Source organism: Sulfobacillus thermosulfidooxidans (genome assembly GCF_001280565.1).
In the GTDB taxonomy this organism is placed as follows: Bacteria; Bacillota; Sulfobacillia; order Sulfobacillales; family Sulfobacillaceae; genus Sulfobacillus; species Sulfobacillus thermosulfidooxidans_A.
This window is the reverse complement of the sequence record NZ_LGRO01000001.1, coordinates 2,702,771-2,726,283: the sequence shown is the minus strand read 5'-3', so window position 1 is coordinate 2,726,283 and position 23,513 is coordinate 2,702,771. Positions and strand designations below refer to the sequence as shown.

Here is a 23,513-nt window from a genome sequence, read left to right as displayed (position 1 = left end):
ATATCCTTCGCTCATTTTAGACATCTATGGCTAAAATGCCAACAGGCGTACGCCTTGGGCCCATGGCGATTAATGTCGCGAAGAAATTTTTAACACGATGACGCCAGAATCTTGAAACACAATGCTGGCCTTTTGGGAGTGAGATAGGGTACGCAAAAATGCGTAGACCTGTGATGACGTGGTTTGATCCCTAAACTGGGTATCCCAAATCACCTGCACCCCATCAGTCAGGTGCGAGGGATTAAGACGACTTAAGGGCACTGCATAAGGGGTCATGCCCAAATGGGGTAGCACATTATTTTGCGCATAAATTTCATGGCGGAGGGAAACATGAGCAATAGCACTGGTCAGTGCCTGCGTATTTTCAGGCCTGACGCGCCAAGCCGAATGATAAAAATCTAAAGCCATTAATGCGAGCATGCCCAAAAGCACCGCATTGATCAATCCGTGTGCTTTTTTTGACCTGGCAACCCAAGAACAATGTCTTAACGTGTCCATCACGGCCCACAATAAAAACGGTACCAACCAAGCAGAGTCTTGGTCAAATGGTGAGGTTTGGGCCAAATTGCTTGAGAACAGATGAACACTTAAGGCGATCAGGGCCACAATCCAATAAGGACTCAAGTAAAATACCTTTTGCCGAACAATCAGCATCCCTACAAACAAAAAGGGCGCTAATACCCAAATGCTATAAAGCACCGTCCGAAACGAGAGATGAAGGGTTAGCGGATAAACCCCTGGCAAAAGCCAACGAGCCCAGGGTAGGTGAAATCCCATGTGCAATACGAGAAACCACACGACGAGCATAACAAACGTCAGAAAAGCAAACCGCCGGTCTTTTTGCAACAATAAAACCATGATGAATAAAGCCATAGTCAATGTCCCGTGGATTCCAAATCCCGTGAATAGAAAAAGAGTCACGGTAAACGCTGTTAACCGGGATTGTTGAGCCAAGACAAAAGCCCACAATAATACGGGAATAGCCAAGAGACTCATATGAAAATCATAAAGATTACCGGCAATCAATAAGGGATTGAGAAGATATAATCCCCCTATTACGGTCAAGGTTTTTGGGGATAAGCCCCATATCTTGGCCAGTTTTGCCAAGGGAATATATCCTAGTGCCAAACCCAGGGTTTCTATAAAAAACAGAAAACCCGTACCGAGCCAGGTAGCGGGATACGCGAGAAGAATCATCAACCAGGCGTCATTGTGTGCTAATACGGGTCCCGGAAAATAAGTCGACGCAGCACGAAGTCCTTCATGAACCCATGCCGCCAAAGCTTGCTGGTAAAATCCCAGGTCAAACCCATGTGCGACATATAAGCTCCACCGAAAAATCTGCGCAGACAGGACAATTGCCACGTAAGCGAAAATACGACTATATAGCGTGACGCTGAAATATTGGGCGTCACGATTCTCCACTTCAGGTTTTATCCACACACTTTCCGTCATATTCGGCCTCTTTCGAGAATCTTCATCATAAATGGTGTTCCATTGTGTCGATTCTGGCATAGGTCAGTCTGAGGAGCAAGGACTGGTTCTTTTTTAAACTGCTTTCGATTTTTTTTGAAACAAGTTGATCCATTTCGAAATCAAAGGTGTACAATACGAATTGACCGAGGTCAATGGTCACGCGACCAAAAGACAAATTAAAACGACCCGGGAACAAAAAATTGCCATCATTTCGTACTCTGTGCCCAAAGCAGAGTCATATTTAAGGAGGGTATACGAAGATGCCTCGTCCATATATCGCAATTAATGATGCTAAAGTGGTTAATGCTGAATCTAGTTTTCAAGCTTTTCAACAAGTTGGACCAAAAGTTTGTATGGTTACCGCGAATCACCCCGGATTCGTTGGATTCCAGAACCACGTCCAAATCGGTGTGTTCCCCATGGGCGGTCGTTACGGCGGCGCCAAAATGGACATGCATGAAGAATTAAACCCCATTGGTATTCGCCAGTACACCATGTGGAAGCGCTGGGAAGACCATGAAGAAATGCACTACCAACAATTCGACAGTATTTTCCGTCTCTGCTCCAGCTGCTTAGGCATGGTTGTTGAGGGACCTTGGGAAGATGTGTATGAAATCGTCAGTTCCGATTTGCCGGAAGTCATTGCGATGACTGACGTTCCTTCGAAGCTCGGAGCAGCCTTCATGGCCGGACAGCAACCGGCTCCTGTAGCCATGCCGTACGGTCAGCGCGTGATTGCGGGATCGGATCACTACATCATTCCCGGCCGCGAACAAGAATTTGAAACCGCCATTACTGATTTGATGAAGATGTTCCAGAAGGCTCCTGGTTTCTTAGGTTACATGGTCTTAAAGCAAATCGGTGCATCCGCCATTGGAAGCTTCCAACTGCAACCCGAAGGGATTCACCAGGCGTTGCAAACGTTGGGAGACAATCCCCCCAAGAATAAAGAAGGCAATTTCAAACTCATCGAAGCCAAGAAGACCCCAACCAAGTACCTTGTTCACATGGAATGGATGGACTTAAACTCGGCGATGTTTGGTATTTCCCGTGTGGTCATCAACGGCCGTTACCGTGCCCAGCACGACAAGGCATTAGCCACCTTGGTACAGGGACCTTACGTGACATTATGGAGCCCGATGATGGAAGACACATCATGGCGGGAATATCTCAACGAGTAATTATTCCTCTTATCCTATTAAAAAATTATTTAAAAGACTTCCCGTTTCGGGAAGTCTTTTTTCCGCTCTTTTTAGATTTTCCGTATAATGAGTAACAAAATCCCTCTCGACCGAATTCTTTTCATCGAGATCCGAATATCATCCCAATATTATAAGGAGTGTTCTCTTTCATGGAACCCGCACAGCGTCTTAAGCGCCTGCCCACACAATTTTTTGCTCAACTCATTTCCCGTGCTGAACAACTCAAACAAGCCGGTTATGACGTGATTAATTTAGGACAAGGCAACCCTGATCAGCCGGCTCCGGATTTCGTGATTAAAAAATTGCAACAAGCGGCAGAGAATCCCACTTACCACCGCTATATTTCTTTTAAAGGCCTTCCCGCCTTAAAACAAACCGTAGCACACTACTACCACGTGCATTACGGTGTTGATCTCGATGCGGAAAAGGAAATTGCTATCTTAATCGGAAGCAAAATTGGTCTACAAGAAATTTCTTTGGCCTTGTTAAATCCGGGCGACCATGCTCTCGTCCCTGATCCCGGCTACCCCGATTACTGGTCAGGAATTCAACTTGCCGGAGCCAAAATGAAAAAATGGCCGCTTCATCCCCAAACAGGTTATCCCGATCCGGATCTCTTGACGGCCGATATCCGTTTAGCGTTCTTAAATTATCCCAACAATCCGACAGGTAAACTGGCTTCTAGAGAATTGTTTGATGCAGTCATTACCAAAGCCATGGATACAGGAACCATTTTGGCCCATGACTTAGCCTATGGCGACATCGTCTTTGATGGCAGGCGATCGGAAAGTCTTTTGGCCCGTCCCGGGGGCAAAGCTGTGGGCATTGAATTTACGACGATTTCCAAGTCATTTAATATGGCCGGATTTCGTTTAGGCTTTGCCGCCGGTCATGCCGAGATCATTCAGTATTTGGAAACCCTGCAAGATCATCTCCATTGCAGTCAATATGGGGCCATCCAAGAAGCCGCCATCACAGCGCTCACAGATTCCGAGGAATTTGTGGGTGCACTAAGAAGTTTATACCAAAGACGGCGCGATGCGTTTCTCGAAGCCTTACCACCCTCTTACCGTCCCCCCGCAACGCAAGGATCTATTTTTCAATGGATGGCTTTACCGCAGACCTTTCCTTCTTCCTTAGACTTTGCAAAAGACTTGGCGGAATCCCTTCAGGTGATTGTCGCTCCAGGTATCGGGTTTGGTGAGGGCGGCGAGGGGTATATCCGTATTTCTTTAACGGAAAGTGAAAATCGCCTTAAAGAAGCGGCAAAGCGCCTCGCCGTATTCATGGACAAAGCGCGCTAACTCGCTAGCAAATGGATATGCTAACATAGGTTTGACGCTCAAAAAGCCGAAGCTTGTGGGATATTTTACGGAATCTGTCGTGTCATGCCAAAACTAAATCGTGGCAACACAACATGCAACCGAGAAAAATTGTAGGATGTAAGGGGGATTTTCGTGCAACAACCTATTTGTTATTTTACGGTCAGCTTTCTCGAGCCGGGCAGCCATGTTTACCATGTGACGCTTGATATTGACCAATTGCCCCAAGGACGCCATGAACTGTCCTTGCCAGTATGGACACCCGGGGCGTATAAAATCGAAGATTTTTCCCGTCACCTTTTTGATTTATCGGTTAAAGCCGGACAGGAATCCTTAGAAGTGATCCACGCCGCCAAAAATCGCTGGCTTTTTGAAACCACGACGGAGGCTAGTATACATATTGAGTACCGGATCTATGCTTTTGAATTCGGTGTATCGACTTCTCACCTGGATCAAAGTCACGCTTATTTCAATGGCGCTCAGCTCTTTCTTTTAATCGATGATTATAAAGAGATTCCCTATTACCTCAGTTTGGAGAAACCCCCATTATGGAAGATTTCTACCGGTCTTGATGAGGATCATAGTGGTATCGCCCAATTTAAGGCGGAAAATTACGATATTCTCATTGATAGTCCGTTTGAAGTCGGCACACAGAGTATCACAACCTTTGAAGTCGATAACAAAAAACATACGCTCGCCGTATATGGCCACGGGAATGAAGATCTCGCGCAACTAACCCGTGATGTCGAAAAAATTGTATTGTCCCAGCGCCAAATATTCGGATCTTTACCATATAATCACTATACTTTTATCCTGCATTTGTCTGATAAATCTACGGGCGGACTCGAACACCTCAATTCGACGACCTGTGGAGTCGAACGCTTTATGTTTCGCCCTTGGAAGAATTACAAACGGGTATTGGGACTTTTGTCCCACGAATTTTTCCATCTCTGGAATGTGAAACGCATTCATCCTGACATGCTGGGACCTTTTGACTATAACAAAGAGGTTTATACGCATTTGCTCTGGGCTATGGAAGGATTCACTGATTATTATGCCTATTTAACCTTACGGCGGGCTGAGCTCTACTCCGTCAAAGACTACCTGCATAGTTTAGGCAAAAAACTGGCGGATTATGAGAAACGTCCTGGCCGATTCGTCCAGTCGCTAGCCGAATCGAGTTTTGATACCTGGATCAAACTCTACAAACCGGATGAAGATTCCATTAACCGTACGATTTCCTATTATCTCAAAGGGGATTTAGTGGGAACATGCTTAGACCTCGAAATCCGCAAACGGACCCAAAATCAGGCGTCGTTAGATGATGTTTTGCGCAAACTTTATGAACGCTACGGCGCTAAAAACATGGGATTTCCGGAGTCGGTCTATCAAGATACGGTCGAAGAAGTCGCCCAAAGTTCTTTTCAGGAGTTTTTTGACAAGTATATTTATGGGACGGAATCCATTCCCATCGACGAAGCCTTACGGGTAGCCGGACTGGACATACAGCGCCAATACACTAAACCTTCACAAGATGATGAGGACATCTCCCCCAATAAAACGACGCAGATTCCTTTGCCATGGCTCGGCATTGACACCAAAATTGTCGATGGCCACCGCATTGTCATTAGTCAAAGTTATACCAGTGGACCTGCAGCGACATTGCTCAATGCGGGCGACGAGATTGTGGCGCTCAATGGATACCAGTTGCACAAACCGGAGGACCTCACTCACCGGCTCGAATATGATCATCAGGTGGGTGACACGGTTACGGTCGCATTCTTCCGTCAAGGGCAATTGCAAACCGTTTCTATTGTCTTAGCCCCTAAACCCTTTGACAAAGTGACCATTGCCCCGGTTAAAGATCCCACGCCGCTTCAACAAACGATTTTTGAATCCTGGCTTCACACCTCATGGAATTTTGATGAAGAACATGACACCTCAGATTCCGAATCGTCATCTTGATGACGATTCGGGAAACGACATCACAAGGCACCGGTTTATATAGGAGGGTCATCCCCATGCGTGTCCTCATGATATCTAAGGCCTGCGTTTCTCAGAGTTACCGAACCAAAGTCGAATATATGAACCAACTCGACCCCACTGTAGAGGTCGGGTTGGTTGTGCCTCCCAAATGGGGATCGCTGGATTTTGAACCACGAGAACAAGATTATACATATCCCTTGTTTCTCACACCCATTCGCTTAAACGGCCGCAATCATTTTCATTTCTACCCGGAATTAGGTGCCATTATCCGGCGTTACCGTCCTGACTTATTACATATCGATGAGGAGCACTATAGCACCGTGACGTATCAGGCCACACGGATTGCGACACGGCTTAAAATTCCTTCGCTTTTTTTTACCTGGCAAAACATTTACAAACACTATCCATGGCCTTTCTCGGCCATGGAGCAAGAGGTCTTTCGCCAATCCTTGGCTGCGATGGCAGGCAATCAAGAAGCCAAGGATGTCTTGCGCCAAAAAGGATTTCAGAAGCAGATTTGGGTTGTCCCCCAATTTGGCACGGATGTGACATTATATCAGCCGTTAGATAAACGGGAAATCAAGAAAGATTGGAATATGTCCGGTCGATTTGTCATCGGGTATGTGGGCCGGCTGATTGAAGAAAAAGGCCTTGATGATTTATGGCAGGCCTCTGTCCCTTTATTATCTCAGCATCCGGAAGCCGTTTTATTATTGGTGGGATCCGGGCCCTGGGCTGAAATCATACAAAAACGCGCCGAATCGGTGCAATTAACGTCACAACTGCAAATTATCCCCTGGGTCAGCACACAAAAAATGCCCGAAATCATGAATATACTCGATGTGTTAGTGCTTCCCTCGCGTACCACGTCCCGCTGGAAAGAACAATTTGGCCGTGTTTTAACCGAAGCCATGGCCTCAGAAGTTGCCGTGATTGGTTCAAGTAGCGGAGAAATTCCCCAGGTGATTGGCCAAGCGGGACTTGTCGTTCCCGAAGGGTCTCCCACAGCCCTATTCAAAGCGTTAGAGTCGCTGTATGATAATGCGGGGTTGCGGTTCGCCTTAGGGCGGGAAGGGCGCCAGCGTGTCCTTCACCATTATTCCCAAGATGTGATCGCGCAAGAGACCTTGAAAGTTTATCATCATTTGATGTCAGAGCGATCGACAAATGACAATGGATAGGGATGGAACATCTATGAATGTTGTCGTATTTGGAGCTGGGTATGTTGGCTTAGTGACGGGCGCAGTATTGGCACAGTTAGGGCATCATGTGACCTTGATTGACGTTGACCCGTCCAAAGTCGCTATGATCAACCAGGCACAGCCTCCTATTTTTGAATATGGACTGGAAAATTTATTACAACGCGTGAGACAATCCCAAACGCTTGAAGCCAGTATGGACCCATCCTCAGCGGTTCAAAATGCTGATATTATCTTTATCGCAGTAGGAACTCCTCCCCTACCAGATGGAGCTCCAAATTTGGACTATGTTCACCAAGCTGCTATGACGATTGGTCAGCACTTAGGCGAAAATCGCACGTACGTGATTGTGAATAAGGCGACGGTTCCCATCGGCTCAGCCAATTTGGTCGAAATGTGGATCGATGATGGGTTTGCCCAAAAATGGGGCCATCCCATTGCGGATGGCGTCTTCACGGTCGCCTCCAATCCGGAGTTTCTTCGAGAAGGCACGGCCATTCATGATACTCTCTATCCCGATCGAATCGTTCTCGGAGCTGATCATGCTTGGGCTTTGGAACGTCTCACAGATCTTTATCAGCCCATTTTAGACCAAACGTTTGAACCGCCCCAAGATGTTCCAAGACCCGTGGGAATCCAAAGAATTCCATTAATCACCACCGATCGGCTATCCGCCGAGATGATTAAATATGCGGCCAACGCCTTTTTATCGACCAAGATATCATTTGCGAATGAAATGGCAAATATTTGTGAGCGCGTGGGTGCTGACATTAACACGGTCATGCAAGGCATTGGACTCGATACACGCATTGGCCCCAAATTTCTCAATGCAGGCATTGGTTGGGGCGGAAGTTGTTTTGGCAAAGATCTGGCCGCCTTGATTTATACGGCTAAAGAATATGGATACGAACCCGCGTTACTCGAATCCACCCAACACGTCAATACTCAACAGCGCAAGGGAGTTATTAAACGCCTCCAAGAAGAATTAAAAACGCTTAAAGGTCGGCGGATAGCTCTGTGGGGTTTAGCCTTTAAACCAGGAACCGATGATTTGCGTGATGCGCCTGCGCTCAGCGTGATTCAAGAATTGCTGCATTTAAATGCCCGGGTCATTGTTTATGACCCCGTAGCGATGGACAATATGCGCAGGCAATATCCGCACTGGGACATTCGATATGCCTCGAGTGCCTTAGCCGCGGTAGACGGAGCGCATGCGCTTTTAGTCATGACGGAATGGGACATCTTTCGCCAAATCTCTCTAACTGAGATTATTAGCCGTCTAGATTTCCCCGTAATCATTGATGGTCGTAACATCTTTGATCCGGAGGAAGCTAGCCGGCTCGGGATCCGTTACCGGGGAATCGGCCGCTAAGCCTATCACAAACTGAGCAACGTTGGGATAAAGAAAGGGACGAAAATCGATGAAAACGGCTATTGTGACCGGTGCTGCAGGATTTATGGGCAGTCATTTAGTGGACAAATTGGTGGCAAACGACTATTTTGTGGTGGCCATTGACAACCTGGCCACCGGAACATGGGATAATTTGAAGCATCATCGTGATGATCAAATCAGGCGCCTAACATGGGATATCACAGAATATCCCCCTGATGATGTCTTGGGTATTGACCAAGCAGACGTTGTTGTCCATTTGGCTTCTGCCGCATCTCCCATTCATTACCGCCGCCTCGCTTTAGAAACATTACGCGTCAATTCCATTGGTACGGAAAACGCGTTGAAACTCGCCCGAAAATTTCAAGCCCGTTTTATTCTGGGATCGACCTCGGAAGTCTATGGCGATCCCCAAGTGTCACCCCAAAGTGAGACCTACTGGGGCCATGTCAATCCCAACGGTGAACGTGCCTGTTATGATGAAGGCAAGCGCTATGGTGAAGCCATCGCCATGGAATATCATCGCCAATTTGGGCTTGACCTGCGGATTTTACGATTTTTTAACTGTTATGGACCACGCATGCAATCAGAAGATGGTCGCGTCGTACCTAATTTTGTGCGTCAAGCCTTAGAAGGCAAGCCTTTAACGGTCTATGGCGATGGGCAACAAACACGCAGTTTTTGCTATGTTTCTGACGAAGTGGAAGGGATTTATCAAGCCATCATCCGCGACGGTTTGTCTGGTGAAGTGTTTAATATTGGTAATCCAGAAGAACGAACCATCTTAAACTTTGCTCAAGCAGTCGCCAAGGTAGCAGGAGTTCCTCTCTACACGGAATTTCGCCCATTGCCGGCCGATGATCCCACAAATCGCTGCCCGAATATTGACAAGGCCAAAAAGTATTTAGGTTGGTCTCCTAAAGTTTCTTTGGAAGAGGGACTCGAAAAAACCTTTGCCTATTTCAAAGAACAGTTAGGCCAATAATCCCCATCAAAGGTTAAGCATTCTCTACGAGCTCTTGGATCGCATCGGCCCAAGAGCTCTTTCTTGTTTTTTCTCGTATGCTAGAGCCCAAAATCACACTATCATGTTAAGCCCCAATCACGCTGGTCCAAATCGCTAATGCAGCTAAAGTCGTCAACAGCACGGGAATCGTGAGGACAAAACCGACTTTCATGTAATAAAGATAGCTAATCCGAACCTGGCGCTGCTCTAAGACGTGAAGCCATAACAGCGTCGCCAAAGACCCAATGGGTGTGAGTTTCGGACCCAAATCCGAGCCAATAACATTAGCATAGGCCATTAAATGCGTCATGGACGCAGAAAGATGGGCATGGTGGATCGCTAAAGCATCAATTAAAACCGTCGGCATATTATTCATAACCGATGAAAGAACGGCCGCAATAAATCCTGTGCCCACGGCGGCTGTTAAGGTGCCTTGCGCACTGAGCCCGTTAAATTGGTGACCCAAAATCGCTGTCAGCCCTTGATTTCTCAATCCAAAAACCACAATGTACATGCCAATGGAAAAGACGACAATTTTCCATGGAGCCTCTTTAACAAGCTGAAGCGATGAAATATAAGGGCTTCGGGCAGCCCCCACTAATAACGCGGCCGCTGCCGCCATCGTAAAAATTGAGACCGGCCAATGAAGAAACTGGCTAAGAAAATATCCTAGGAGTAACAGGGGAAGAATAATCCACGCCAGGCGAAATACCCGAAAATCTTTGATCCGGCTTTTGGGGTCAGGTAAGGCACTCGTGTCAATGTTTACGGGAAGTTGCTGGCGGTAATAGATGAATAACGCCGTTAAACTCGCACTGAGGGCGACAAGATCGACAGGAAGCATGTGTACCATGTAAGATAAGAAACCGAGATGGAAATAGTCAGCAGACACAATATTGACTAAATTGGAAATCACAAGCGGAACCGAGGTGGTATCAGCAATAAAACCGCTGGTCATGATTAACGCCAACGTCGCTTTGGGGGACAATTTTAAAATGCGCGTTTGTTCATAAACCAATGGGGTCAAAATGAGGGCAGCCCCGTCATTGGCGAAAAACATCGCCACGACCGCGCCCAATAGTCCTATCCATACAAACAATTTATACCCACTATCTTTGGCGAGGCGACTCATACTCAGCGCCGCCCATTCGAAAAAACCAATTCGATCCAAAACCATCGAAATGAGGATGAGCGCTACAAACGTTAAGGTGGCATCCCAGACAATATCCACCACTTCAATCACATTGGCTAGGGACACAAGTCGGAGTAATAAAGCGATAACCGCGCCACCCGCTGCACTAAAGCCTATGGACAGCCCTTTTGGCTGAACAATCACTAAAACCAGAACGATAACAAATAAGATAATCGCCAGCAACACACAGTCCCCTTTGTACTCATCTTGCAATAATGTTCATGTCACTCATGCTCTGGCACAGGACATCCCGGCGCTTGTTCTAAGGTTCTGAGAATGACAGAATCATGTCTCCCCAAGTCCTCAAGAATTTGCGCAAAGGAAGGAAGACTCTCCCACGTAGCCGGATTCAAGGAGTAATATATCCATTGTCCCTGCCGCCTTTCATGGATTAAACGTGCCTCTTTGAGACGGGCAATATGGCGAGAAATAGCCGGTTGTGAAATCCCGAAAATTGCCACAAACTCACAGTTGCAATACTCCCGGCGGGAAAGTAAGGTGACCATGCGCAATCGGGTCTGATCACTCAACGCTTTAAATAAGATACTGACCTCTTCCGTGGTCATTTGGCCTGCTCCCCTCCCTGATACATTAATAATTATATTATTATGTTTAAGATCATAAAAAAAGCTTGCCTGTTAAGACAAGCTGTTGACCACGGAGGCCACGATAGGACTTCCCCATCCCGTCACAGCATCCCATCCCGGGGTGCAATCATAACCTCTCACCCCATCATAAGAATTATTCCCCACGGTAATATCATGAAAGGTCGAGGCATGATCCAATGCATAAAGACGGGGATTCATATACCCGATAAGAGATTTCCCCTGCAAGGCCCGATTTTGATTAATCAGCGCGGTTATAGCCGCCCAAATGGGGGAAGACACGGATGTTCCTCCCACAACAGTCCACATCCCTTGAAAAAAGACGGCGTAGCCTGTATCCGGATCGGCATTCAACGCCACATCGGGAACCCCGCGTCCCGGGTGATAACCCGCTTTCACCGGCAGGTTCATACCCTCTTGATAGGTTGGCACCGCGAACACCTGACTGATGCCCCCACCCGATGCGCCGTTATTATTCACATCCGTCCAACCCGTTTCTTCCACAATCTGCCCCTGGCTATTTAAGAGCAAATGCGTACCGCCGACCGACAGCATATGCGGACAGTTCGCCGGCGCATCCACATGGCAAATTTTTCGTCCGGGTCCATGTAGACCGTAAGCGCCCTGATCCCCAGAAGCCACGAAGATCGTCATGCCAATCAAGGCGGCATTTCGGGCCACCACATCCCATGCTTGCATAGTAGACACGGGAAACCGTGTTTCTCCATCCCCATAACTAATCGATAAAATATCAGGACAATTGACCATATCGTTATAGGCATATTGCAACGCCTTGAGTACGGATAAAGCAAAAGAGGTATCTGACGAGCCCGCGTTTGCTTCATAAACCACCAAGTTCGCGCCAGGAGCCATGGCCCCCGCCCATTCAATGTCTAGTGTCGCTTCCAAATCGTAGGCATTCACCCCTAGATCATTCGGGGTGCCATCAACCGATACAAATTGCACATTCGGGCAAGCAATACCAAATTGGTTCCAGAAGGTCATCACATCTTGGGGATTAAAGCCATTGGAAAATTCGAGAAGGCCAATCGTAATCCCCGAACCATTAAGCGAAGCGGGAAACGCGTAAGCTGTTTGAATATCAAGGGGAAAGAAGCCTTGCGCATTATTGGCCAATTGTTCGGGGCGCGTCGGGAATCGAAACCGGGGATATAACCGGGACACGTTTTCCAAGCCCACAAATCCGACAAGATATGGAGCCAACCACTCGGGCACAAAGGGCTCACTCAGTGGCATAAACTGGCCATCTTGTTCTCCGAACCGCATGTTCAACGTCTCTTCAATCTGTCTCAAACTCCCCCGCAACCACAAGATAAAGCCATCTTGTTTCAACAGGGTTACCCCATGGCGACTTAGCCATTGGCAGGCCCGGTCAATAAGCTGGGGATCTGGTCCATAAAGTTGGAGGACTTCCTCACGTGTTAACACGCCAGAATCCGAGGCTAATCGTCTTTCAAGATCCGTTTCGTGACGCGATTGGAAGACACATGCCCACTCGATAATCCGCTCCTTATGGGCCATATGCGGATAATTCTGAAGGATTTCCTCCGGCAACAAATGTCCTATGGCCTTCACGAGCTTCCCCTGCATCGTATTCCACTCACCTTTCTCGTGAACTGCTCCCGCCTTCATTTCGCTTAGAGGCGCGCTCTTCTTTGCGCAAGACCGTTAAAAACTTTACCGCGTAATCACTCCCCACGGATTAAGAACATGGGATGTTTGCACCATACAGGATGGACAGAGCACTTCCACGGTGATTTGTCCCCGCGAATTAGGTGGCAAAGCATTGGCTAAGGCCTCAAGAACTTCCCCATGAGGGACCATCTGCTGACACTGTCCACATCGCCGTAAGGTCATATACCAGGGTTCTTCAGCATCCTGCCATAATTCTTGAATATCACTAGGGTCCACGACAATAGTCTCTAGAGACTCTGAATGTTGTAAGCGGTGCAAAATTGCCATGCGTCCGATTCGTTCAATAAGTGACAAATCAGAAGAAAAGGGATCGCGCTGACTCAATTCGAGCCACAGTGAGCGCGGGATAATCACCGAGACCATGGCTGTATAATCTCCCGTAGGCAATGAAAAAACGCTCCAGGGTCCTTCGGGTGCATCTCCAATCACATGCAAGAGTTGGGGCTCTAATTCCGGCATGTCGGGCCTCCCTTATAATCCTTTGGAAAAACTTTCATCCATCATAAGATAGGCAGACTTCAGATGCAAAGTCGAATAGGGGAGAATAGCTTATGCTATCCTCCCCTATTCGCTTATATCCGCCTAGTGAGCACCTTTTTGTTGAAGAACAGCGGGAATAGTTTTCAAGAGAATTTTAAAGTCTAACAAGAGGGACCATGAGTCGATATATTCCATATCCAACTGCATCCATTGCTCAAAATCGATCTCGTTTCGCCCTGAAATTTGCCATAAACATGTAATACCCGGACGGACCGATAAGCGTTTACGGTAATCCGCACCGTAACGTTCGACTTCTGAAGGAAGAGCCGGTCTCGGTCCCACTAAGCTCATATGTCCTAATAAAACATTGAGTAATTGGGGAAGCTCATCAAGACTCGTTTTACGTAAAAATTTGCCGATACGGGTGACACGAGGATCATCTGGAACCTTAAACACGGGACCACTCATCACATTCAAATGGGCAATTTCCTCTTTAAGGCTTTCAGCATTGGGAACCATGGTCCGAAATTTGAAACAGGGAAATAAGCGCCCATTGAGGCCCACGCGTTGTTGAACAAAAAATACGGGGCCATCAGGACTGTCCCATTTGATTAACAAGGCTACCAGTGCCATAATCGGCAATGTGATAATGAGTCCCAAAAACGAGAAGATAACATCCATTATCCGCTTGATGGCTTGACGGGCGGATTGTTGACCACGGCTGGAATTGACCACTAAAACGGAATTCCCGTAAAAATCATAGAGCACAGATTTGTAGGCGAACGCTCCCACTTCGTCTAACACTAACCGCACTTCTTTACCTTGCTGATGGGCCATGCGAATAGCACTCATCATCACGTCATCGGCCATGGGCAACGCTAAGACAACCGTATCCACTACTGTAGAATGTAGTAATTGCCGGAGCTTATCAATTCCCTGCTGGCCCTTTTCAACAGATCCCAAGGGGATTTCCAAACGGTCAATGACTTTCATGCCGGCTTCCGGGACAGCATCAACCGTCCGGGCAAAAATTTTCACTCGCTTAGGATAACCCATCACAATAAGGCGCCTAACATCTATGCCTCCCAACCGAAACCGGTTCACGCCCACTTTGGTCAAAGTGTGCACCGTTAACTGCAAGATTAAAGAAATCGCCGGAAGCAGCACGAAAATGAGGCGGGAAAACCATGTCGCTTTGACAAAGAAAATTAATAGGGCCAATGCTAAGGTACTCTCCAGGTTGGACAACACGAGCATCCTCGCTTCGGCGGGAAGCTGATTCCATCGTCTTGAGTATCCCTTGAAGTTAAATTTAAGCACCAGCCAATTTAATGCTAACAAAACCGGCGAAAAGGAAAAATAAAAAGTGACTAATTGCACCGTCGTCACATGAGGATTAATCCACGTTAAATACACATGCACCGCAATGAGATAGGCTAAATAGGCAACGCCGGTATCGACTAAAACCGCCAACTCATCCCATCTATTGGTCCAGTGTTTGAACACCCTATCACCCCAGTTTCAATATCCTCATTATATCAGCCCAGTAGCTGTCATGAATGATAAAAATTCATGACGATGACCTAAAGGCATAGCTCATACAGGGGTGAATTCTTCAAATTTTACCATCGATCTCATCATTGATCGCATTATTGCAATTGCAATTGAAAAGGATTAGATGCCGATTGGCTATTGGGCACGACTTCGATCCAGGTTTGACCGGGAGCAAATTTGGCCGGTTCCCCATTATTTAAATAAAATTTTGTGGGCATCCCAGGTCCTTGATTACGCCATGTTCCCTGATAAATATGATTGCCTAAAATCAGAAGAGCTTTGCCCTGACCATGGGTTTGAATTTGAATCCATCCCGTATGAGCCGGATCAGGTAAATACTCTTCTTGGGTATATTGAATGATGATATTCGATGCCAAAACAGGTTTATGACTATTTTCGCCCATTACCTGCACATATTGGTTATCCGGACATTCCGGACACATTACCCACCGGGTCCATCCTCTTTGTTGTTCATCCCAACGCCATTGTTCAATCGTATTATGGGTATTCCATGTCAACGTAATCGTTTGATAGCGGGGTGGCGTTTTTCCCGGTCTGGAACCAAATTGCCAATGAGGAGTAATCCTCGGATTTCCCCAAGATGCTTGTGCCATCTGGGCTGCTTTAGGAATACTCACAAATAAATTATGGGGAGCCGGCCGGTAGCTAACCCGGTAAGCGAGTCCATAGGCATTCGCATCAACGTCCAAATTGTGAATGTGATCTTGGTTAATGCTCACATATCCTGGATCGGACGCCCCCGCATGCACATAAGCCGCCCCGGGCCATCCATGAACCCAACTGACGAAATACGGCCTGGCAGATCTTACCGGACCGACTTGAGGCGGTTCTTTTCCATAAAACAAAAGCATAAACCGGGAATAATAAAAGAATTCGGTATAAGCTTCATAAACCACATCCGCGGAGCGAAGACCATATTGCGGGCGCCCATATTCACTATTTTCTACCATTACCGCTAATAACGGACCATGATGGGCAGATGGCAAGCCTGTTAACGGATCAAGATTTTTTAACGAGGCTTGAGACGGGGAAACCGAGCCACCTTGGGAAGGAGGAGAATTATGAGAATGAGACGGAGTCTTGGCAGTGGTTCCACAGCCTGCAAGGATTAAAGCGGATCCCAAAATCACAACATGTTTGCTTTTAAAATGCATCATTCAATTAATCTCCTATCAGCATATATGGTTGATGCCGGTAATATCACCCAATTATTCATGGGCTTGAAATCGATTTGATTATAGTTTTCTGCCATATTCAAAAAACCTCTCATGTTACACTAAAACGGAATGGGGAAATAACGCAAGGTTTATGTCTATTTTAGGGGGTTAAGTCATGGAGGACATCATTATTATTGGAGCCGGTCCCGCGGGTTCTACTGCAGCCAGGCTCCTTGCTCAAAGTGGTAAGCACGTGTTGGTGTTAGAACAGGCAACATTTCCCCGCAAAAAACCCTGCGGAGGAGCCATAACCTCTCGGGCAGTGCCATTACTTCCCGACCAATTTATGAACCAGGTGTTATCTTCCCCCACATCCTGGACTTTTCGAGGCAAAAAAGGATCGCGCACGCTCACAACCCCCAAGCCGTTTTGTTATACTGTGGACCGGTCCCAGTTTGATCACTGGCTCGTCCAAGAGGCACAAAAAGCCGGAGCCCAAGTCATGTTTAACACCCCTGTAACGGCCTTAGCCTTTGATGGAGAACAGTACATCGTAAAAACGCCTAATCATTATTATTACAGCCGCTATCTCATCGGGGCCGATGGTGCCAAAGGTGTCACGGCCAAATATTTAGGATTGGCCCGGCCCCATAATGGGGCCGCCGTGGAAACGGAAATTCCCTTTCCCAGCTCTTTGCTCGATCATCATAAAGACTTGGTAGAAATTGACGTATCGCGCTATCCATGGGGCTATGCATGGATTATTCCTCATGGATCTATAGCCAATATTGGCGTGGGATCCTTCAAAGCCAGCAAACTTCCCTCGCTGAAAAGGTTATTGCAAGAGTATGTCATGGCGTCTTTTCCCAGTTCAGCCTTGGATACGATATTGGCTCATCCTTTGCCTTACCGTATCCATTTTAGTTCTTTGGCCACTGGCCACGCCGTTCTGGTCGGCGATGCCGCAGGACTCATGGATAGTTTTTCTGCGGAAGGTATTTTTTCCGCGCTCTATAGTGCGCATATCGCCAGTGAGACCATTAATATCGCCTATCAACATAATACGGGCACCGAAAGTTACAATGCCCGCATCCGTGACGATTTCTGGACGCACTTACGCCCTGCCATCAAAATGTCCCATCTTTTTTATCCTCTCGCCGGGTTCTGGACCGAGTGGTTTTTACATCATACAGAATTACTCGAAGAGTATCTAGCTCTGACTCAAGGCGAGTCAAGCTATGATCAACTGCTGGCAAAAACCCAAGCCACCCTGCTCGCTAAACTTCATCTTCGCCCCTTAACGCGTTAACGCATCCATCCACTTTGTTTGCATAGGCAAACCAAACAGCTGGTCTGTAACCTCATTGTGGGGGAATCGATAACGCTCGCGTATTTGGGGCTGGCTGAGCCACGCTGCGAGTTTGTCTGCCATCGCCATGGGATTTCCCATTTCCACTAATTCTCCCATCTTATGGGCCGATATAAGCTCGCTCACGGCCGAAGGACCCTCATATCCCAAAACCGGAACGCCAGCAAACATGGCCAGCTGAACATCGATCCCACTGCCATCTAAATATTGAGGAGCCACGATAATGTCACAGGCGCGAAACCACGCCAAGACATCGGATGGCCACTTTGGAAAAAGGCAGTCTAAGGACAACGATTGCGCCAATTGTTCCAGGCTCCGCCTAGATGGCCCATCTCCGAGAACCACCATATGAAAAAACAGGCCTTGGTCATAAAGCGTTTTCGCTATCATCAAAAGGCCCTCAACCCCTTTAAACACATTCAGCCAACCAAATATCCCCACAACGGGAGCTTTGGGGGCAAATCCTCCTGGCCATAGAAACGAATTCGTTGTAGTTTCGATGGCCGATAGAGGTAATGACAAGTGGATAATGTGCGACGACGGCACAGCAAACTGTTGCCTTAACTCCTCCCCGATGTGACTTGATAGAGTGATAACGCGGGAGATTTGGGGATACCACCTTTGCATTAATTGCTTGATCGGAAGAGCTTGATCACCCCGTGTCGCCATTAATTCTGATAATGAGCGGTGGGCAATTAGGGTAGTACGAGCATCAACATGATGTTTTCCACTTGCCATAATGGCCTTCAGCTCGAAATCCAGGTTTTGATCCAATATGACCCGGTCATAATAGCTATAAAGCCGGCGAAACAATCCTTTATATCCTTTCAATCCTTTTAACCCTGTCAATGGCGCAACTCCACTCAAGCGGTTAACATAAGGGCAATCAAGGATTTCCACATTGTCTGGGAAAGGATAGGGCACCGATTGTGGTGGTAAAGGATTTAATGGCAAAACATCAAGGGCAAATCCGTGATGCAAAAGAGCCGACGCCACGATAGCCGCAGTCATCGTTCCTTCTGTTCCTTCCAATGAGGAAAGAACCCATAATACGCGCATTAGGGCTTAAGCTCCCGGTTGAGGAAATATTGCCATGTTTGCTCTAAGCCTTCCTCTAACGAAGTCTTAGGAACAAATCCCCAAGCTCTCGCCTTTTCTTGAGACAACACGCTATCATGGATATCCCCAAGCCTCATAGGCGCCAAATGATAACCATCTTGCGGTTTTCCTGCTATTTTGGCCAGTGCCAGAAACAGATCATACACGGACGTGCGTGTCTCGGTACTCACGTTATAAACCGTTTTGGGCCCGGGATTCTCTAAGCGGTGCAAAAAAGCTCGTGCCACATCTCCCACATAGATAAAATCCCTGGTTTGCTGTCCATCCCCGTGAATTTCCAGCACACGGTTTTGGGCCATGCCTTCACAAAAAACCGCTACCACGCCCCCTTCGCCCTGGGTACGTTGTCTTGGCCCATAAACATTGGCTAAACGAAATACGACGGCATCGAGTCCATGCATCTCAGCAAAATGAAACACATATTGCTCCGCCGTATATTTCGACCATCCATAAAACGAAATCGGATGGACCGGGCCGTCCTCTTGAAGGGGCAAATGCAGCACATCACCATAGACAGCGGCTGAGGATGCTGTCCGGAACTGAGTCGCGCCTAAGGCCTTGGCTGCCATCAACATTCGGAGAGTACCCTCCAAATTGAGACGCAAATCGGTTAGCGGATCAATTTCGGATGCCGGAACGCTAATTTGTGCAGCCAAATGGATGACGACGTCCACGGGCCCAATTTTATCTAGCCACACTTCTGGTTGTAAAATGTCACCATAAACAAACCCTGCCGCTTGAGGAATATTTTCCCTCAGACCTTGACTCAGATTATCGACAACCGTAACGCGGTGGCCGTAGTCGAGCGCCTTTTCACACAGATGGGATCCAATAAATCCTGCACCGCCTGTGATTAATAAATGCATTGTCCATTTACCTCGATTCCCAGTTTGTTGGTAACCTCCTGATGCCCCTAGGGCTATTCCCGGGCTAAGCGATGATAAAGTTTTTGATATTGTCGAGCAATATTTTCCCAGCTAAAATCTTCCGCACGGGCCCGTCCCCGTGCCGCCATTTTTTGCGCCAGGGCGGGTGTTTGAATGACTTTCATAATGGTGTCCACCCAGGCATCAACCTCCTTGGGGGGCACTAATAACCCGGAATCGCCTACCACCTCGGACACAGCCGAAATATCACCGGCAATAACGGGAATTCCCATGGCCAGAGCTTGCGCCGGGGGCAGGCCAAAGCCTTCATACATTGAGGGATAAACAAACAAATCCGCCGCTTGGTAGAGGGCTACCACATTACGGCGAGTCAAATAGGGTGTTAGAATCACCCGATCTTCCATACCGAGTTCCTTCACAAGCCTCGTCGTCCCTTCATGATTTAACGCCCCCACTAAGACCAATTCCCCGTCCTTCAAGCGTGCAAAAACTTTTTGGCAGGCTTCAAGCAATGTCTGAACATTTTTTCTCGGATCATAGCCTCCCACGTATAAAAGACGCGGACGCTTAACCAGCCCATAGGTGCTGGTCAGTTGTTCCATTTGTTCTACCGCAACCGGGCGAAAATAATCGGGATGCACGCCATTGGGGATTACCGTGACCTTTGCAATCCAGCCGGGAAAAAAATCTGCAATATCGCGGTACGTGGCTTGAGATATCGCAACGATTTGACTGGCCAAAGGAAGATATTTCCGAATCTGACCGAAATACAATCGTTCCCGCAGGCGACCATGATAGGCTTGAAGACGGTAAGGGATCAAATCATGCACGGTGACCACTGTCGGGACGGCTAAGGGCCTGGGTGGATGCATCATATAAGGAATATGCACCAAGGATACATCTTTGGGGCTGGATAAAATGCCAACATTCTCCCACCACCATTTATGCCACAAAGACCGTTTATGCCGAGGAGATAAGCCCAAACAAGTTTGATCGGGCAATAAAGCCTGACCTTGACGTCCGACTCCTAAGACTTGGGTTCCGACCCGATTCAGTCCCCATACCAGACCTTCTGTATATTCCTCGGTACCCGTTCGGCACTCTTCCATAATCGAAATATCCATAGCAATCTTCATGAAGGTTGGAGTTATCCCCTCTAATAGTGTTTCTGTCTAAAAATGTCTAATGTTATCATACCGCATCAGTAAGTCAGGTGATATAGACCCTCTATTTCGCTCTGTGTCATTGAGATTTAGGACTCGGTTCATGATGAGACAACGCCTCATCGATAACCAAAGACATGGCTTCACGAAACCGTTCTGGCCGAAATTTTTCACTGTGACGGCGAATCTTCTGGGCGTCCCATGCCATATTTTCCGCTGTTCGAATGGCCTGGATAAGGTGCTGTACATCCTGGCTATGAAAAAACACGCCGGTTTCCCCATCGATAACGGTATCTAACACGCCGCCTCGCCCAAAGGCAATAACGGGGTGACCGGCTGCCTGCATCTCTATGGGCACAATTCCAAAATCCTCTTCCCCCGGAAAAATTAAAGCTTTAGCATTTTCGACCAGTTGCTTGGCCACGTCATCGCTGACAGCGCCAGTGAATTTAATAGTGTTTCCCGCCATGTGTTTTAAATGAACCCGTTCTGGCCCATCCCCCGCCACGACTAAGGGAATTCCCATCTGATTGGCCGCTTCAATAGCTAAATCAATCCGCTTATAGGCAACTAAACGGGATAAGACCAGGTAATAGGACCCCGGCTTTTTTACCTCAAAGCGATCAATTGCCACCGGCGGATACACAATTTGCGCGTGCCGGTGATAATGCTTTAGAATTCGGCGTTGCACCAAATGGGAATTGGCTACCAACACATCAGGCCGATCAGCGGCTAGCCTGTCCCACATTCTCACATAATGAAAGACAGGACCCATCAGCCGTTTTGTGATTCCCTTGGCTTCCCGATTGCGGTAATCATGATACAAATCCCAGGCATAACGCATAGGCGTGTGCACATAGGCCACATGCACCGTATCTACCGGAGTAATCACTCCTTTAGCCACGGCCGCCGACGATGAAATCACCAAATCATATTGCGATAGATCGAATTGCTCGAATCCATAAAGCAGAAATGGCAAATAACGATTATACCATCTCTTAGCCCGGGGCAATCTTTGTACCAGGGAGGGAATAATGTGTTTTTGCCGCAATCCCGGCGATAAATGATCAAAATCCACTACCCCTGTGTAAATGGGAGCATCAGGATACATCTGGGCTAAAGCCTCTAAGACCCGCTCTGCCCCTCCCATGGTCACGAGCCAGTCATGAACTAAAGCGACCCGCATTAGGAAACCGACCCATTTCGATAACGGTCATATTGTGCGGCAATAAAAGCTAAGGCGATTAATAACGGGACAATCACTCCTTGATCAATTAAAAAATCGACCCAATTATGCACAATAAAGGCCACAGCGGTGCCAAAAGATCCCATCAAGGCCGCATATCCATATGCACTCAGACCCATTGCCTTTTGCCGGATCATTCGCACGGCCTTACTAATCCATGACCATTCAAACCATAGTGCCGCGATGATTCCGCCCACGCCTAAATCCGCTCCCCATTCCAGATATAGGTCATGCGCCATCGGAGGAACGGCGGCAAGTCCTTTGGGAGGATGTTGTTGGATAAACAAATGAAAGTTCCCTAACCCCACGCCTAAGAGGGGATGCTGCCGAATCGCTTGTAGGGCTGATTTCCAAATTAATAGCCGTTGGTCCGTATCAAAATGCCCTTGGGGATTTAAAAGCGCGGTAACAGTGGTTTTGAGCCGTTCGATGGTATTTTTATGGGCTCCGATGAATAAAGCCGTATGACTTAAATCGGTCTTTCCCAAGAAAAATACCGTAATAAACATGATGATGGGAATGCCAATCCCGTATGCGGCGAACGTTTTCATCTGTTTGGGTTTTGTCACGGCTACCAACACCAACATGAAAAAGACAGCTGCCGCATCGGCCACCCATGACCCCCGGGAATAGGACAGGACAGCTCCTAAAGCTGTGAGGACCGTAGCAACCACCAGCCATCCCTTCTTGAGATAGCGAGGTCCTAAAGTCAATAAAGCCACTGCCAAGGGAAAAGTTTCATCGTTAAACGCCCCAAATACATTGGGCTGTCCAAAAAATCCGGTCGCTCTCACGTGATGGCCATCCACAATGTTATAAACCGGTCCCAGCTGAAACAAAAATTGATACAGTCCATATACCGTCACCGCACTCACCGCCACAAAGAGCGCGGTAAAATATCCGTTCCAGATTCTTTCGTCGGTTCCCGCATTCCGAAACACGGCGACCATAACGACAAAGAACTCAACATACTCAAGAATTTTAATGACGGTGCCAAAACGACTGAGGCTTTCCCCTAACGATAACACGGACAGAAACAAAAGAAAGAGAAGGGGTAAGCGAAAAGCTTTCGGTAAAAACGTGTCCACAAGACCGTTGAATCCTTTATGGACATTCGCCATGAACAATTTGATTGCCAGCACAATGGCCATAAAATCGGCGACATAAAATTTATGATGGTGTACAATCATGCCGATGGGAAAGGGAGCCGCCAGAATATAAAGCAAGGCGGCAAGAGGCAAAGATAATGTGGCCAACCAAATGTATCCCGCAAAAAAGATAATGGCTCCCAACATTCCCCAACGAATAGCGATGACGGCACCCAATGCAACAATAATCAATGGAGCCCACATCGTTTTAGCAAAAATTTGTTCCCGGATTTTGGTTACTTCGGCTCGCATAAAACATCCTCCCGCCTGGCAAT

The 23,513-nt window shown here is 47.5% G+C and carries 19 protein-coding genes; 7 read left to right on the top strand and 12 right to left on the bottom strand.

The features are described from left to right. Positions 1-69 precede the first annotated feature (69 nt). The gene (locus AOA63_RS13245; RefSeq protein ID WP_053960147.1) at positions 70-1,455 is read right to left on the bottom strand and encodes a DUF2079 domain-containing protein; all 1,386 of its coding nucleotides are present in this window, start codon (positions 1,453-1,455) and stop codon (positions 70-72) included. A 281-nt stretch (positions 1,456-1,736) separates the two neighbouring features. Here AOA63_RS13245 and sor point away from each other — a divergent pair, with 281 nt between their 5' ends. The 6 genes from sor (at position 1,737) to AOA63_RS13210 (ending at position 9,560) form a co-directional block, all read left to right on the top strand. Then, positions 1,737-2,657 carry a sulfur oxygenase/reductase gene (gene sor / locus AOA63_RS13235; RefSeq protein ID WP_020375642.1) on the top strand — a complete coding sequence of 307 codons (921 nt, stop codon included), beginning with the start codon at positions 1,737-1,739 and terminating at the stop codon, positions 2,655-2,657. Positions 2,658-2,827: 170 nt separating this feature from the next. Further along, positions 2,828-3,982: an aminotransferase class I/II-fold pyridoxal phosphate-dependent enzyme gene (locus AOA63_RS13230; protein WP_053960145.1), complete on the top strand. Its 1,155-nt coding sequence runs from the start codon at positions 2,828-2,830 to the stop codon at positions 3,980-3,982. A gap of 153 nt (positions 3,983-4,135) precedes the next feature. Next, positions 4,136-5,965: a M61 family metallopeptidase gene (locus tag AOA63_RS13225; protein ID WP_053960144.1), complete on the top strand. Its 1,830-nt coding sequence runs from the start codon at positions 4,136-4,138 to the stop codon at positions 5,963-5,965. 56 nt (positions 5,966-6,021) lie between these two features. Then, entirely contained in the window at positions 6,022-7,167 is a 1,146-nt protein-coding gene (locus tag AOA63_RS13220) for a glycosyltransferase family 4 protein (RefSeq protein ID WP_053960143.1), read from the top strand. A 13-nt stretch (positions 7,168-7,180) separates the two neighbouring features. Continuing rightward, positions 7,181-8,557, top strand: a complete 1,377-nt coding sequence (locus AOA63_RS13215; protein WP_053960142.1) for a UDP-glucose dehydrogenase family protein — start codon at positions 7,181-7,183, stop codon at positions 8,555-8,557. 49 nt (positions 8,558-8,606) lie between these two features. Continuing rightward, on the top strand, positions 8,607-9,560 hold the full coding sequence (locus AOA63_RS13210; protein WP_053960141.1) for an NAD-dependent epimerase/dehydratase family protein: 954 nt from the start codon (positions 8,607-8,609) through the stop codon (positions 9,558-9,560). 106 nt (positions 9,561-9,666) lie between these two features. On the opposite strand, the gene AOA63_RS13205 is transcribed toward AOA63_RS13210, so the two are convergent. The 6 genes from AOA63_RS13205 to AOA63_RS13180 form a co-directional block, all read right to left on the bottom strand. Beyond that, a complete protein-coding gene (locus tag AOA63_RS13205; protein ID WP_053960140.1) occupies positions 9,667-10,959 on the bottom strand; it encodes an arsenic transporter in 1,293 nt (430 codons plus the stop codon). A gap of 38 nt (positions 10,960-10,997) precedes the next feature. Then, entirely contained in the window at positions 10,998-11,339 is a 342-nt protein-coding gene (locus tag AOA63_RS13200) for an ArsR/SmtB family transcription factor (RefSeq protein ID WP_082343964.1), read from the bottom strand. Positions 11,340-11,411: 72 nt separating this feature from the next. Next, the gene (locus AOA63_RS13195) at positions 11,412-12,974 is read right to left on the bottom strand and encodes a S53 family peptidase (protein WP_242848335.1); all 1,563 of its coding nucleotides are present in this window, start codon (positions 12,972-12,974) and stop codon (positions 11,412-11,414) included. A gap of 102 nt (positions 12,975-13,076) precedes the next feature. Next, positions 13,077-13,553, bottom strand: coding sequence for a hypothetical protein (locus tag AOA63_RS13190; RefSeq protein ID WP_053960138.1), 477 nt, complete (start codon positions 13,551-13,553; stop codon positions 13,077-13,079). A 123-nt stretch (positions 13,554-13,676) separates the two neighbouring features. Continuing rightward, entirely contained in the window at positions 13,677-15,080 is a 1,404-nt protein-coding gene (locus AOA63_RS13185) for a sugar transferase (protein WP_053960137.1), read from the bottom strand. Between the two features lie 143 nt (positions 15,081-15,223). Next, positions 15,224-16,306 carry a DUF3048 domain-containing protein gene (locus AOA63_RS13180; RefSeq protein ID WP_139061603.1) on the bottom strand — a complete coding sequence of 361 codons (1,083 nt, stop codon included), beginning with the start codon at positions 16,304-16,306 and terminating at the stop codon, positions 15,224-15,226. A gap of 175 nt (positions 16,307-16,481) precedes the next feature. Here AOA63_RS13180 and AOA63_RS13175 point away from each other — a divergent pair, with 175 nt between their 5' ends. Continuing rightward, the gene (locus AOA63_RS13175; protein WP_053960136.1) at positions 16,482-17,615 is read left to right on the top strand and encodes a geranylgeranyl reductase family protein; all 1,134 of its coding nucleotides are present in this window, start codon (positions 16,482-16,484) and stop codon (positions 17,613-17,615) included. Here the strand turns inward: AOA63_RS13175 and AOA63_RS13170 are convergent. From AOA63_RS13170 to AOA63_RS13150, 5 genes are all read right to left on the bottom strand, one after another. Next, complete coding sequence (locus tag AOA63_RS13170) at positions 17,604-18,734, bottom strand: glycosyltransferase (RefSeq protein ID WP_053960135.1); 1,131 nt, start codon at positions 18,732-18,734, stop codon at positions 17,604-17,606. The two genes, AOA63_RS13175 and AOA63_RS13170, sit on opposite strands and share 12 nt — an antisense overlap. Continuing rightward, complete coding sequence (locus AOA63_RS13165) at positions 18,734-19,660, bottom strand: NAD-dependent epimerase/dehydratase family protein (protein WP_053960134.1); 927 nt, start codon at positions 19,658-19,660, stop codon at positions 18,734-18,736. The genes AOA63_RS13170 and AOA63_RS13165 overlap by 1 nt, the downstream gene beginning before the upstream one ends. A gap of 53 nt (positions 19,661-19,713) precedes the next feature. Next, positions 19,714-20,817 (bottom strand): glycosyltransferase family 4 protein, encoded by a 1,104-nt coding sequence (locus AOA63_RS13160; protein ID WP_053960133.1) that lies wholly within the window; start codon positions 20,815-20,817, stop codon positions 19,714-19,716. 106 nt (positions 20,818-20,923) lie between these two features. After that, positions 20,924-22,030, bottom strand: coding sequence for a glycosyltransferase (locus AOA63_RS13155; RefSeq protein WP_053960132.1), 1,107 nt, complete (start codon positions 22,028-22,030; stop codon positions 20,924-20,926). Further along, positions 22,030-23,490, bottom strand: coding sequence for an O-antigen ligase family protein (locus AOA63_RS13150; RefSeq protein WP_053960131.1), 1,461 nt, complete (start codon positions 23,488-23,490; stop codon positions 22,030-22,032). Before AOA63_RS13150 ends, AOA63_RS13155 begins: the two co-directional genes overlap by 1 nt. Between the last annotated feature and the right edge of the window lie 23 nt (positions 23,491-23,513).

What these genes read in the sequence shown, in the direction of transcription:
- AOA63_RS13200 (WP_082343964.1), bottom strand. Translation starts at nt 11,339, where the DNA reads ATGACCACGGAAGAGGTCAGTATCTTATTTAAAGCGTTGAGTGATCAG.
- AOA63_RS13220 (WP_053960143.1), top strand. Translation starts at nt 6,022, where the DNA reads ATGCGTGTCCTCATGATATCTAAGGCCTGCGTTTCTCAGAGTTACCGA.
- AOA63_RS13190 (WP_053960138.1), bottom strand. Translation starts at nt 13,553, where the DNA reads ATGCCGGAATTAGAGCCCCAACTCTTGCATGTGATTGGAGATGCACCC.
- AOA63_RS13150 (WP_053960131.1), bottom strand. Translation starts at nt 23,490, where the DNA reads ATGCGAGCCGAAGTAACCAAAATCCGGGAACAAATTTTTGCTAAAACG.
- sor (WP_020375642.1), top strand. Translation starts at nt 1,737, where the DNA reads ATGCCTCGTCCATATATCGCAATTAATGATGCTAAAGTGGTTAATGCT.
- AOA63_RS13245 (WP_053960147.1), bottom strand. Translation starts at nt 1,455, where the DNA reads ATGACGGAAAGTGTGTGGATAAAACCTGAAGTGGAGAATCGTGACGCC.
- AOA63_RS13160 (WP_053960133.1), bottom strand. Translation starts at nt 20,817, where the DNA reads ATGAAGATTGCTATGGATATTTCGATTATGGAAGAGTGCCGAACGGGT.
- AOA63_RS13230 (WP_053960145.1), top strand. Translation starts at nt 2,828, where the DNA reads ATGGAACCCGCACAGCGTCTTAAGCGCCTGCCCACACAATTTTTTGCT.
- AOA63_RS13175 (WP_053960136.1), top strand. Translation starts at nt 16,482, where the DNA reads ATGGAGGACATCATTATTATTGGAGCCGGTCCCGCGGGTTCTACTGCA.
- AOA63_RS13215 (WP_053960142.1), top strand. Translation starts at nt 7,181, where the DNA reads ATGAATGTTGTCGTATTTGGAGCTGGGTATGTTGGCTTAGTGACGGGC.
- AOA63_RS13210 (WP_053960141.1), top strand. Translation starts at nt 8,607, where the DNA reads ATGAAAACGGCTATTGTGACCGGTGCTGCAGGATTTATGGGCAGTCAT.
- AOA63_RS13180 (WP_139061603.1), bottom strand. Translation starts at nt 16,306, where the DNA reads ATGATGCATTTTAAAAGCAAACATGTTGTGATTTTGGGATCCGCTTTA.
- AOA63_RS13170 (WP_053960135.1), bottom strand. Translation starts at nt 18,734, where the DNA reads ATGCGCGTATTATGGGTTCTTTCCTCATTGGAAGGAACAGAAGGAACG.
- AOA63_RS13165 (WP_053960134.1), bottom strand. Translation starts at nt 19,660, where the DNA reads ATGCATTTATTAATCACAGGCGGTGCAGGATTTATTGGATCCCATCTG.
- AOA63_RS13155 (WP_053960132.1), bottom strand. Translation starts at nt 22,030, where the DNA reads ATGCGGGTCGCTTTAGTTCATGACTGGCTCGTGACCATGGGAGGGGCA.